Origin of the sequence: Sphingobium vermicomposti, assembly GCF_011762025.1 — a bacterium.
GTDB lineage: Bacteria > Pseudomonadota > Alphaproteobacteria > Sphingomonadales > Sphingomonadaceae > Sphingobium > Sphingobium vermicomposti.
The window spans coordinates 919,122-932,554 of record NZ_JAASQR010000001.1; the positions used below are offsets into that span (position 1 = coordinate 919,122).

A 13,433-nucleotide genomic window follows, 5' to 3' on the forward strand; every position below is an offset into this window, starting at 1 on the left:
TCATGGGAGGACAGCAGTTGGCACGTTTTTCGCAAATGAAGCTTGTGTCCTGCACGCTCGCGCTCACATTGCTAAATACTGGCGGCGTGTCGGCTGAGGACGTTCCACTCGACTCCTTCCAGACTCCGCCGTCGGCGGCCAAGCCCAGAGTGTGGTGGCACTGGAACAGCGGCCAGATCAGCAAGGCCGGTATCGATGCCGATCTCGCCTGGATGCAGCGTATCGGGCTGGGTGGATATCAGGCATTCGACGTGGATGTAGGCGCGCCCCGCGTTATCGAAGCGCCGCTGGCCTATATGAGCCCGGAATGGAAGGACGCCTTCAAACACGCGGTCGATGGAAGCATCGCGCGTAATCTGGAGATTGGCGTGGCCGGTTCACCCGGCTGGAGCGAAAGCGGTGGCCCCTGGGTCAAACCCGAACAAGCCATGAAGAAATATGTTTGGAGCGAAACCCGGATTGACGGGGGCAAGCCCTTTGTTGGAAAACTCGCCCAACCGCCAGAATCCGCCGGACTGTTCCAGAACAACGGCACTGCCGACCCGTCAAACAGTCCTTCCCTTTATCGCGATTCAAAAGTGGTCGCGTTCCGCCTCCCCCCTCAATATTTACTGCCGCTTCCGGTCGCAACGGCCAGCGGTGGGGACTTCGGCACGGCAAAGCTGACGGACGGCGACGTCGTTGCCGCCAGCGAATTGACGGCACGCGCGCCTGGGAGCGACGCCTGGCTGCAATATGATTATGGCCGACCGGTAACGATAAGAGCCATTACCGTTGCAACCGGACACTTTGCCCATTTCGGCGGCAGTGGCGGAGCTGGACTGGGTCCGCAGGCCCGGCTTGAAGCCAGCAATGACGGCCAATCCTGGAAAATGGTCAGCGAGCTGGAAACTGCCGGGCCGCAACGCACGACCGCTGTACCTGCGACCACTGCACGCCTGTTTCGTGTCGTCGTTCCGGCAGCGGCCAAAACTGAGAAAAAGGCAGACGCTATCCTTAACATTGGCGATGGCCCGTCAGGCAAATTGTTGATTTCGGAGCTTGTGCTTCATGGCGCGCCGGCGATCAACGCCTGGGAAAGCAAGGCCGGTTTCACGATCTCACACGACTATTATGCGTTGGCGACCCCTGCCGAGCGGAGCGCCTTGCGTGCTGCGGATGTCATCGACCTGACAAGCAAACTGGGTGCCGATGGCTCCCTGAACTGGACCCCGCCGCGCGGGCAATGGGTCGTGCTGCGTTTTGGCTATTCGCTTACGGGGCAACGCAACGCACCTGCTCAGGCGTCTGGCTCCGGCCTGGAGGTAGACAAGCTGAGCGGTGCGGATGTCACCAGCTATATCAGCCAATATCTCGACAAGTACCGGGACGCGAGCGGAGGTCGGCTGGGTCAGTCCGGTGTCAGCAATATGATTTTCGACAGCTGGGAAGCAGGGCAGGCCAACTGGACACCCGCCATGCTGGATCAGTTCAAACGACTGCGCGGCTATGATGCGATCCCATTTCTCCCTGCCCTTGCCGGTTATGTGGTGGACAGTTCGGAAACCAGCGACCGATTCCTGTGGGATTTTCGCCGGACGCAGCAGGAGCTGCTCAAAACCCAGCATTATGATTTGCTGAGCGCGGAACTGCACCAGGTCGGCATGATCCGTTATGGCGAATCCCATGAAGGGTCCCCCCATGTGATTGGGGATGGCATGGAAATGAAGGCGTCAGCCGACGTGCCGATGGCGGCCATGTGGGTAAGGGGCGAGCCGGGCTCATTCCAGGCGGAATCATTCGCGGACATTCGGGAATCGGCGTCGGTGGCTCATGTCTGGGGCCAGAATCTGGTGGCCGCCGAATCGCTTACCGCTGCCGGATCGCCATGGTCGCTCTCACCCCGTTCGCTCAAACCCTATGCCGACCTGATGATGCTGGCCGGGGTCAACCGATTCATCCTGCACAGTAGTGTTCACCAGCCGCTGATCGGCAAGGCACCGGGCCTGGTGCTGGGTCCGTTTGGGCACTGGTTCAACCGTAACGACACATGGGCGGAGCAAGCCGGTCCCTGGGTCAGTTATCTGGGTCGCGCCTCCCATCTTTTGCAACAAGGGCAGGCCGTCAACGATGTCGCGGTTTTCTATGGCGAAGGCGCATCGATCACCGCGCTGTTCGGTGAAAAGCCACCCGCCGTGCCGGAGGGTCTGCAATATGATTATGTCAATGCCGACGCCATCAAGACGCGCCTGAGCGTCAAGGACGGACGCCTTGTGACGGAAAACGGCATGTCGTGGCGGCTTATCTACATGAGCGGCCAGGTCCAGTGGGTGACGCTGCCCACACTTGAGCGGTTGCGGGATCTGGTGCGGGCGGGGGCTGTGCTGGTGGGCGAACGTCCGCTGGGGTCGCCCAGCCTGAGCGACGATCCTGCCAAAGTGCGGGCCGTCATATCGGAACTCTGGCCATCGGCGAGTGGCGTGGCCAAGGTCGGCGCGGGCAGGGTGTATGCGGCCAAATTGCCGGACGCCGCCCTGGCCGCAGAAAAGATCACCGCCGATTTCGAACTGGTCCAGGCACCTGCGGATGCGGAGGTCCGCTTCCTGCATCGTCGCGTGGGCGATTCCGACGTCTATTTCGTCGCCAACCGCAAGGATCGAGCACAGACGGTCCAGGCATCATTCCGCACGGTCGGCAAGGCGGCAGAATTGTGGGACCCCATCACCGGCAAGTCGACCCCGGCCAGCTATCGCACGGATAATGGCCGCACCATCGTCGATATCCCCTTCGATCCTTTCGGCACCACCTTCGTAGTGTTCCAGAAGAAGGGACCGGACGCCCAAACGATCCCTGTCGCCATGTCCCAGCAGCTTGCCGATATGTCCAATGACTGGTCGGTGGCGTTCCAGCCCGGACGGGGGGCACCGGCAAAACTGGCGCTGGACCAACTTCGGGACCTAAGCAAGGATGCCGACCCCGGTGTCCGCTATTTTTCCGGCACTGCCAGCTATAAAAGGACGCTGCGCGTTCCCAAATCGTGGCTGAGCGGTGCGACCGCCGTCAAGCTGGACCTCGGCCAGGTCGAGGTCATCGCGGAAGTGCTGGTCAACGGCCGGTCGGCGGGGATCGCGTGGACGACACCTTATCAGCTTGATGTCGCGCCCCTGCTCAAGCCGGGCGTGAACAGGTTCGAGGTTCGGACCAGCAATTTGTGGGTGAACCGCGTCGTCGGGGACCGCCAGCCCGGCGTGACCCAGCGGATCAGCTTTACCCACGAAGATGCGCCCAGCCTGGGCCTCGAGCAGCCGGTCACGATGTTCGACACGATCGGTGCCGGGGGCAAGGCTTTTGGGGCTACCCCTTATACAGCCGACACTCCGCTGCCGTCGTCGGGCCTGATCGGTCCGGTACGCCTGATACGCGAAACGAGCGCTGCGAAAGGTCGCTGAAGCCTGCGGCGTGCGATAGATCGGATTCACACCATTTGGGCTGTTTGAACGAGCAACTTGTCTCGTTCAAACAGCCCAAAGGGGAACCGTGATTTTGCCTTAAAAGGTGGAGAACCTGACGCGCAGGAGCACCGGCTGTTCGTTGAAATTGAAGCCATGGGCAGTCTGGTCGCCGTTCCAGCGGCGCTCCATCTGCCATTGGCCTCCCACGAACGTCCCTTCCTCCGCGCTCATGATCTGGGCATTGGCTGCGGCATTGACGGGCGTGAAGCGAAAGCGGCTATATTGGCCCGCGATAACGAATTCATTGGGGCCAAGTTGGGCGACGACGCCCCCGCCGACCGGTTCTTTCGCCCATGGCGGCGGCTTCATGTCCGGCCATTCGGGGACATCGAAATTATTCTGACCATAAGCGACGTCAATCTTCCACTCGCCCAACACGGTGGAATCGGTGCCTGAGCTGGTCTTCGCAGTGCCCCAGGTCGGGTTCTGGCTCGCGATTCTCGCCCAGTCGCTGGCGATGGGCCGGAACAGGCGATAGAGTGGGGCAAATGCCTCGATCGTATCGGCATCCAGCGTGCGCGCACCTAGCGGATAGTTGGAATAATTGGTTGCATCCATGCCAAAGGGCGCCCAGCCGATAGCGCCCCGCCCAAGCGCGGCCCAGAAGAACCGCGCAGCCCAGGTCGCATTGCTGGTTTCCGGCACGAAAAGCGGATTGTCAGGTCGCGCATATCGGTCGAGCAGGCCGGTATAGGTCGAATCGATGGGCAAATAGAGGTCGGGGGCGATCATATCCACGGACGGCGCAACGGCCTTCCAGATTGGCAGGACATTCCAATTAGGTCCGCCGCTTGCGATCTGCGCTGCCATTGCGGTGCTGTCCGCATCGAACACCGCCGCGTTGATGTACAGGGGCAGCGCCTTTTCCGCCTTGCCCGCCGACGCCACCTTTTCAACGAAGCGAGCATAGCTCCACGCGGCAAAGGCCTGGTCGGCTTCGGCACCGAACGCCTCTGACCATGTCCCCGCCTGCTTGCCGGCTGCACGCTGGACCAGCTCTGGCACAGGCTGCGCGAACAGGCGTTCGGCGGCGGTGGAATAATCCCGCGCGACGCCGTGGGTGCCGATCTCATTTTCGACCTGCACCATGATGACCGTGTGCTGCGGATCGGCCTGACGCAAATAGCGCATCAGCGCGACGAAGGCCTTTTGATCGGCAGCAAGAGTGGCTTCCCCGAACGGCGACAATGTCAGTGTCGGTCGACCGCCCTGCCGTTGCAGGCGGGGAAAGCGCCTCGTATCGGCCTTTACCCATTCCGGCGCATAGGTGGATTCTCCATTTTTCCAGCTGCCGAACCACAGCAGGACCACGCGCATGTCGTTCCGCCTGGCATCCCGCAGCAGCGCATCGACCCACTCATAATCGAAACGGCCTTCCACCGGCTCAAACTGTTCCCACGCGACCGGTGCTTCGACCACGTTGGCGTTCAGCGCACGCATCACCGGCCAGATTTTGGGCAGCACCGCGGGATAATTGCTCGAATTGTGGATTTGCGCTCCCAGCATGAGGAAGGGCTTTCCATCGACGAAGAAGGCATGGCGGCCCTTGTCCGTCTGAATCCGGGGAAGTTCCGACTTCGCCAATGAGGGCGTGGCGCTGCTGACGAACGCAAGGGCGAAAAGGGCGGAGAGAAGGTGTGAAATGCGGGGCATGGGCGAACCCTTAACAGGGAAAGTCAAAGTGAGGCAAGCCGATGGCGGGACCGGCGGCGGCTGAGCTGGCGTTGAATGCCGTCCGCGAAAATGTGCGGCAGTCCAAATGCTCGTCTGCGGATCAGGCCACCATCCGGGCGGTGGTTTTCTTGTGGGGAAACAACCGCCTCCAGCCGATGACGATGCCGCTTAAGGAAATGACCACGCCAGCGCAGGACAAGAACCAGATGAAGATGTGCCGTGCCGGTGGCCAGATGAGCAGCCAGGGCAGGTCCAGACTGTGCAGCGCGTTGAACAGCCAACGATGGGAGCGTCCTCCCGATCCCAATTGTCCAAGCAAGGCACCGGTCGCCGGATCGATATGCAGCCATGTGCGCGCAGGGTCGTCGAATTTCAGCCGTAATATCGGCAGGGGACGGCTGTCATCACGCAGATCGCCTGTCGAATACCAGTAGCGATCGGGTTGCTCCAGCCGATCGACCTCCGTCAGGCGCGCGCCCGGCATGGCGCGTTGAGCGATTGCGACAATATGCGCCTGATCCGGGACCATGGCGTTGCCGCTTTTCGCATCCAGCAGCGCGGTCGGTCCACGTCCCCATATGCTGATGATCGGATCGCCCCCCAGATATGCGAACCGAACTTCGCGAGCGCCCTGTGCCGCGCGGGCCAATGTCGCATTGTCGGTCGCCGGAAAGCCGCTTCGCGCGTCGGTATAGAGGCTGGCAACATCGGCGCGCCGCTTGTCCCCCAATCCGCCCCAAGGGCTCATGGACAGCCAGCCGCTGAACACCCAGCCGATGAGAAAAACGCCGCCGAACAGCCCGATGACATGATGCCATTTCATCCAGCCGCGATAGGGGCTGACTGACCCGGATTTGTATCGCCGGGCCAGTCGGACGCGCATCCAGCCGATCCAGAAACCAGCCACCGCGCCCAACATGCCGATGCCCGATGTCCACAAGACTGTCTGTCGCCAGGGTTCCTGAAACACACGCAGCGCTTCGAAATAGATCCAGTGGGGGACCGCGCCCAGCCAGTTCCAGAAGCGCTCATGCGCCGTCGTGTTCTGCACCACCTCGCCGGTTTTCTGACTGACATAGACGTCGGTCGCCGCCGCGTCGGCCAGCCGCACACGCCAAAAGGGGGCCATTGCTTTATAAGATCGGGTGACGACCCATTGGTCATGATCGACCAGATCGACGGAAAGGGCAGGCGCGCCGACAAGCATCCCCGCGATCTGCCGGGCGCGCGATGCATCGACGCCATGGATTTCCCCGCCGGTTTTCGCTGAGACCGCCCGCCTTCCTGCTTGAGTGACGAAGCGATAGACCGGCTCCCCGGCTGTCATGCCGAGCCGCATTTCCGTGGGGAACTGCGTTTCGTTCAGGCGTGCCAGCGCCTGACCGGGACCGACATGCACTTGCCCCCAATCGATCGGCGCTGCGGTCGCCACCCGCTCCCCCGCCCGGAAGGAGGGGAAGGAGACATAGAGCATCACCAGCCCTGAAAGAAACCAGATGGCGAAGAACAGGCACAGGACAATGCCTGTCCAGCGATGAAAGATGTAGAGCCAGCGCCGGGCCACACGGCCCGGCGCTGGTCTGCGGCGTGCTTCAGAAACTGGCACGGAGCGCCACGTCTACCGAGCGGGGCCGACCGAGCAGCCATTGCTCGTCATTGTAGGTGGTGACCGCATAGTCCTTGTCGAACAGATTATAGGCGCGGACGCTGAGCGCGACATTATCCGTCAAGGCATAGGAGACGCTCGCATCTACAACCGCGTACCCCGGCACTCGATAGGCGTTGGCGTTGTCGGAGAAGCTATGGCCGACATAGCGCAGGCCCGCACGGGTCTGTAGTCGCCTGGTAGCGTCATAGCGCAGCCACAGATTGGCCGTCGTCTCGGGGATGTTCGGCGGGGTGTCGCCGTTGTACGAAATGCCGCCCGCGTTGAACTCGTCAAACTTTGCCTCGAGCACGGTGCCGTTGGCTTCGATACCGAATCCCTGTGGCAGGTCGAGCGTTAGCGATGCCTCCAGCCCCTTTGCCGACCGCTGGCCGACCTGGAGCGGTGTCGTGCTAGTGAGATTGTTCGGGTCGCGCACCAGCAGGTTCTTCTTGACGATGCGGTAGGCGGCGAAGGTGAAGCTGCCGCGTCCGTTAAGGAAGCTGGCCTTGACGCCGGCTTCGACCTGATCGCCGGTCGTGTTCCTGAACTGCGACTGGCTGGGCGAGAAAGTAACCAGCGATCCCAGAGGGTCCACCGCCGTCGCATATTGCGCGTAGAGCGAAAGCGACGGCACCGGCTGATAGACGGCCCCGACCCGCCAGGTGGTGTTGCTGAGCGTTTTGTCGAGCGCATGCGTTTCGCTGCCGTTCGTGGCGATCGTAAGGCGTTTCACATTGGCATGCTCGAAATTGATCCCGGCGACCAGCGAGAACCGGTCGGTCAGCGCCAGCCGGTCCTCGGCAAAGAGCGAATATTGCCGCGTGCGCGTGCGATAGGCGGGCAGGATCGGCACGGTCGTATCAAACAGACCGGGCGTGAAGTCGAACGGATCGACCGGACTATCGGGTATCGCCGGAGCGCCGGGATAGAAATCATTGCCGTGCTTGAACCTGATGCGGTTGAGATCGAAGCCGATGACGAGGTCATTTTTCATCTTCCCGACGGGACGGCTGATGAGAAGGCTCGTCTGATTGCCGGTCTGTGTCTGGTCGTGATCGATACCCAGATAGTCGGTGCGATCGATCTGGCCGGTCGTGCCATTCCAGAAATAGCTTTCCAGATTGCGCCAGCGCCGGTCGGTGGTCAGCCGGTAAGTGGTGCTGGTGAAATCGATCCCTTCGGCGATGCCCCATTGCGCTTTCAGCGTCGTCCGGTTGTCCCTGTAATGGATCACCGCGTCCGATACGTTGTAGTTCAGGCGCCTGTTGCGATCGTCCAGCTTTCCGTCAATCAGCGGGGTGCCGAAATAGCGCGTCGGCTTCTGATCACTGTAATCGTCCGACAGCGTCAGCGCGAAATTGTCAGTCGGCGCGAAGCGTAGCGAGCCGGATATCGCCAGCCCCTTCGAGCCGCCGCGATCGACCCAGCCGTCAGACTGGGTGCGGCTGACATCGACGCGATAGGAAAGCGTGTCGCTCGCCGGTCCACCGATTCCAGCGCCGATCCGCCAGCTATCCTGTGATCCGTAGCCAGCTTGCGCATCGACGACGGTACGTTCGCTGTTCGGCTTTCTGGAGATGACGTTCACCGCGCCGCCGATAGCGCCCTGTCCGTAGAGCACAGATGCCGGGCCGCGCAGAACCTCGATCCGGTCGACCGTCCAAGGGTCGGTGGGGAAGGTAACAGTGCCCGCGCCGGGATAGAGACGAACGCCGTCATAAAGGATCATTACCGATCCCTGACCGCTGAACCCACGTGCGGCGAGGCCGGTCCCGCCGTTCCCAGGATTGGCGACCGAACTGATGCCGGTGGCGCGGGTGACGGCATCGACGATCGTCAGATCGCCGCGCGCGCGAATCAGGTCGCCGGTCAGTGTTTCGACGCTAGCTGGCGTTTCCAGGGCGGTAAGATTGAGTCGGCTGCCGGTGGATTGCGGCTCATCAAGGGCGGTGTTGCGCTGGCCGGTCACCAGGATGGAAGACGCGCCGTCATCGGCCTCTTCGGCATGGACGAGCTTGGTTGTGCAGGAGGCCGCCAAGGCGAAGGCCAGAACCAGGCGAGAGGCGTAGGAAACTGTCATAATCATTAGAAATTCACCCCGTCGGCGTCTCGCGACATTCAGCCGGGGCGTGCCGTTCACGAACGGTCGGCAGCCGACATCGGTCGGACGCCAGGGGCGACCAACACGGCTTCCGATGCGGCCCCAGCCGCTCAGTCGTCGCTCAGACGGAGTTCACCGTGCCGCGGCCATCCCCTGGACCAAGGCAAGAGCGACCAGACGCCGGCAGGTCTCCTGGCTCATGGGTCATCGGTTGATATACGGCCTTCCCAGGCCTCGCAGGATTTAGCGTCCGGCCCAGTGGCTGGCGGAAGGGCGTGAATGCCGTCCGCACATGTATATCGCGCTCGCCACTTACAGTTGCAGGGACAGCCGCGGAATTGGGCCGCTCACACAGCCCGCACCGCATTCCCTTTTCATCCCCGTTTCCGGGGAACCGACGCGATCTTTGTCCTTCTTGCACCCGTCAGGTGCGGAGGGGACGAGGCTCCTTATATTTCCAGCTTCGCCTATGCAAGACCTGTCCAACAAGTCCTGCCCAGGCACCAGAAAGCTCGGCGGCACGCGCTGACTATTTGGCCCAGCGCGAACTATGCTGCGAGTCAGGCAGGGACGAGCCGCCGTTCATAGCGCCACGTACCCCAGACCTGCTGAACCCGGCGCATGGCCGTGCGTATGCGATTTGCGGGCAGGAGCGTCGGTTCGGCATGTTCATCCGCCAGGGAGGGCGGCAGATCATGGAATCCGGCGGTCCGAATCCCAGGCAGGCATGCAGCCTCCCGGCATAATGCGGTGAAGCGTCGCATGACCGCATGATTGGGGCGCTGACGGTCGCGCGACAGCATTTCAAAACTGTGGGTCAGGGCCATGAAAGCGCCGTGACTTTCCTGCACCGCATGTCTGAGGCCAGCGCGCATCTCCGTGGCGGACATGGCGCACAGCTGGGCTGGACGGAAGCTGCCAGGGCGGTCGATGATCCCGCTCACCGGTACCTCCAGCATTCCCAGCTGACGCGTGATTCCCGTCTGCGCGCGCGCGTCGGTGATGCGGCAGCCATGTTGATGATAGGCCGGGTTGACGCTGCTGTCCCAGGCAATGCCCAGTTGCGCCAAGGCGCGGAGCGTGTCGTCATTCGCGCCAAAATTGCCCGCCCGAAAGGCGTTGATGGCAGGAGCGCCCGCATCTTCGAGCCATGTCCGCGCCATGCGCAGGAGGGTCAGCTGATCGCCGAGGGAAAAGTCGCCAATATTGCGTCCCGTCAGCCCCTGAACGGGAGAGTGCGTCGCATGGGCCAGCCATTCGGTATGGACGTGCAACTGCACCTCATGCCCGCGCTCCGCGATCGCGGCGACAATGGGCTTGAGGAAATCAGGGCCAAAAACCAGAGCAGGCATGGGGTCGAGAAAGAATACGCCTTTCAGGCCATGTTCTTCGAGCTGGTCCATCTGCCAGCCGATCCCATAGCTGCCGCCTTTCGCATCACCCCAGATCGAGCTGCGGACATTATCATCCAGGCTCATCCCCCGCTGATGCAGCAAGGCGGACAATTCCGTATCGACGGTGATCAGCAGGGCGGTAGAGGCGTTATCATCCAACATGGCTCCCACCCTAGCCACTGCAGCTTAAGGAGCAGTAACTCCGCTCCGAAGGCCGCAAAGCATAGGCGTCAGGCCGATAGATCAGACCAGCGGGTTGAATTCGCCATAACCACCCTGGAAAAACAGCAGCGGCTTGCCCGGCGTTTCCGCCTCCAGCGCCATCACGCGCCCGACGGCGATATAATGGTCGCCCGCGTCATGAACCGCGTCCAGCGTGCAGTCGATCCAGGCAACCACGCCGTCCAGGATCGGGGAGCCATTGGCCGAATCGCGATGCGTCACGCCGGAAAACCTGTCCTCTCCCTTGCCCGAAAGCTGCTGGCAAAGCAGCCTCTGGTCGCTGCCCAGCACATTGACGCAGAATTTGCCCGCGCGCTCGATCAAGGGCCAACTGGTCGAACTTTTGGCAGGGAAAAAGGCGACCAGCGGCGGGTCAAGCGAAACCGAGGTGAAGGAACCAACCACCATGGCGACGGGCGCGCCCTGGTCGATGGCAGTCACGACGCAGACGCCGGTCGGATAGTGACCGAGCACGCGGCGGAAAGTTGCACTGTCGATCACCGTTATTTCCGTCATTGCCACGTGCCTGTCCCTATGAAGAATTAAAGCGCAACGCCTGCCGAAGCGAGCACCGCAAGCGTCAGAAGTTCCGAAGCGTTGGACGCCATGGTCGCGATTTGCACCGATTTGTCCATACCGACCAGCATCGGGCCGATCATTGTCGAGCCGCCTATTTCGCGCAACAGCTTGGCAGAAATATTGGCCGATTGCAGTCCCGGCATCACCAGGACATTTGCCGGGCCGGACAGGCGGCTGAACGGATAGTTTTTCATGACGGTGGGATTGAGCGCGACGTCCGCCGTCATTTCCCCTTCATATTCGAAATCGACATCGCGCCCATCGAGCACCTTGATCGCATCCCGCATATTTTCCAGATGCGCGCCGGGCGGATTGCCGAAGTTGGAATAGGACAGGAAAGCAACGCGCGGGTCATGACCCATGCGGCGGGCGACGGCGACGGTGCCTTCCGCAATATCCGCCAGTTCACTGGCCGATGGCCGTTCATTGACGGTCGTATCGGCAAGAAATACGGTCTTGTCCTTCGAAATGATGACATGAATGCCAAAAGGCGTCCGGCCTGGTGCCGGGTCCATGACGCGCTTCACTTCGCGCAGCGTCTGGGCAAAGGGACGGGTCATGCCGGTGATCATCGCATCGGCGACCCCCATGGTCACCAGCAGCGTGCCAAAGATGTTACGATCCCGGTTGACCATGCGCTCGCAGTCGCGACGCAGATAGCCGCGCCGTTGCAGCCGTTTATACAGTGTGTCCACCATTTCGGGCACCAGCGGCGAATTGACGCTGTTATGCAGTTCAAAGCTTTCAGGGTCGCGCACGCCCAACGCTTTCAGCTTGTCTACGACATCCTGGCGTCCCACCAGCACCGGGACGCCATAGCCCAGGTCGCGGAACTGAATGGCGGCGCGCAACACGACTTCTTCTTCGGCTTCAGCGAAAACGACGCGCTTCGGGTTCGCCTTTGCCACTTCATAGGCAGTGGTGAGCACCGACGTAGTCGGATTAAGCCGGCCTTTGAGCGATTGGCGATAAGCGGCCATGTCCACGATCGGCTTCTGGGCGACACCCGATTCCATCGCCGCCTGCGCCACCGCTGCAGGCACGACTTCCATCAGGCGCGGGTCGAAGGGCGCGGGGATGATATAATCGGGGCCAAAGCTGTGCGAGCGGCCATAGGCTTTCGCAACTTCTTCGGGCACCTGTTCGCGCGCCAGTTCGGCGATCGCCTGCGCCGCAGCGACCTTCATCGGTTCATTGATGCCTGTCGCCCGCACGTCGAGCGCACCGCGGAAGATGAAGGGGAATCCCAGCACATTGTTGACCTGGTTGGGATAGTCCGACCGACCGGTTGCGACGATCGCATCGGGGCGCACCTCCAGCACGTCGGGCGGGGTGATTTCCGGGTCGGGATTGGCCATGGCGAAAATGATCGGGCGGGGGGCCATGGCCTTGACCATGTCCTGCGACACCGCACCCGCGACCGACAGGCCCAGAAACACATCGGCGCCCTTGATTGCTTCGCCCAGCGTACGCGCATCGGTTTTCACCGCATGGGCCGATTTCCACTGGTTCATGCCTTCGGTGCGGCCCTGGTAGATAACGCCCTTGCTGTCGCACATGATGACATTGTCATGCCGGACGCCAATCGCCTTGATCAGTTCGGTGCAGGAAATGGAGGCCGCCCCTGCCCCGTTCACCACCACCTTCATGTCTTTCAGATCACGGCCAGTCAGCATCGCTGCGTTGATGACGCCTGCCGCGGCAATGATCGCCGTGCCATGCTGATCATCATGAAAGACCGGAATGTTCATCCGTTCCTTCAGCGTCTGTTCGATAATGAAGCATTCGGGTGCCTTGATATCTTCAAGGTTGATGCCGCCGAAGGTCGGCTCCATCAGTTCGACCGCATCGATGAACCTGTCGACATCCTCGGTCTTGAGCTCGATGTCGATCGAGTCCACGTCGGCGAAGCGCTTGAACAGCACCGCCTTGCCTTCCATCACTGGCTTGGACGCGAGCGCGCCCAGATTGCCCAGGCCCAGGATCGCCGTGCCGTTGGAGATGACCGCGACAAGATTGCCCTTGGCGGTGTAATCATAGGCGGTCGCCGGGTCCTCTGCGATGGCGCGGACCGGCACCGCGACGCCGGGCGAATAAGCGAGGCTGAGGTCACGCTGCGTCGCCATCGGCTTGGACGCGATGATCTCAATCTTGCCTGGGCGGCCAGTCGAGTGGAAGAACAGCGCCTCGCGCTCTGAAAATTCCACACTCGACTTGTCGGCCATAGTCCCATCCATTCAGTTTTTCTGCTTCTAGCGGCCCTAGCGTCATGCCGTGCCTGTGGGCAAGCGCGAGAAGGGATTTTTCGCGCTCTTCCCTCATCG

Annotated in this window: 7 protein-coding genes and 1 riboswitch; of the genes, 1 reads left to right on the plus strand and 6 read right to left on the minus strand. The window is 61.7% G+C overall.

From position 1 onward, the window contains the following. Positions 1 to 17: 17 nt before the first annotated feature. Positions 18 to 3,428, plus strand: coding sequence for a glycosyl hydrolase (locus FHS54_RS04440; RefSeq protein ID WP_167302544.1), 3,411 nt, complete (start codon positions 18 to 20; stop codon positions 3,426 to 3,428). A gap of 99 nt (positions 3,429 to 3,527) precedes the next feature. Here FHS54_RS04440 and FHS54_RS04445 read toward each other — a convergent pair whose 3' ends face one another. From FHS54_RS04445 to FHS54_RS04470, 6 genes are all read right to left on the minus strand, one after another. Beyond that, positions 3,528 to 5,144, minus strand: coding sequence for a DUF5597 domain-containing protein (locus tag FHS54_RS04445; protein WP_167302545.1), 1,617 nt, complete (start codon positions 5,142 to 5,144; stop codon positions 3,528 to 3,530). Positions 5,145 to 5,265: 121 nt separating this feature from the next. Further along, positions 5,266 to 6,771, minus strand: coding sequence for a PepSY domain-containing protein (locus FHS54_RS04450; RefSeq protein ID WP_167302546.1), 1,506 nt, complete (start codon positions 6,769 to 6,771; stop codon positions 5,266 to 5,268). Further along, positions 6,758 to 8,899 carry a TonB-dependent receptor gene (locus tag FHS54_RS04455; RefSeq protein ID WP_243855607.1) on the minus strand — a complete coding sequence of 714 codons (2,142 nt, stop codon included), beginning with the start codon at positions 8,897 to 8,899 and terminating at the stop codon, positions 6,758 to 6,760. The genes FHS54_RS04450 and FHS54_RS04455 overlap by 14 nt, the downstream gene beginning before the upstream one ends. Before the next feature lie 180 nt (positions 8,900 to 9,079). Then, positions 9,080 to 9,328, minus strand: a riboswitch (cobalamin riboswitch). Positions 9,329 to 9,474: 146 nt separating this feature from the next. After that, positions 9,475 to 10,470 carry a polysaccharide deacetylase family protein gene (locus FHS54_RS04460; protein ID WP_167302547.1) on the minus strand — a complete coding sequence of 332 codons (996 nt, stop codon included), beginning with the start codon at positions 10,468 to 10,470 and terminating at the stop codon, positions 9,475 to 9,477. 81 nt (positions 10,471 to 10,551) lie between these two features. Next, entirely contained in the window at positions 10,552 to 11,046 is a 495-nt protein-coding gene (locus FHS54_RS04465) for a flavin reductase family protein (RefSeq protein WP_167302548.1), read from the minus strand. Positions 11,047 to 11,072: 26 nt separating this feature from the next. Next, positions 11,073 to 13,334, minus strand: a complete 2,262-nt coding sequence (locus FHS54_RS04470; RefSeq protein WP_167302549.1) for an NADP-dependent malic enzyme — start codon at positions 13,332 to 13,334, stop codon at positions 11,073 to 11,075. Positions 13,335 to 13,433 lie beyond the last annotated feature (99 nt).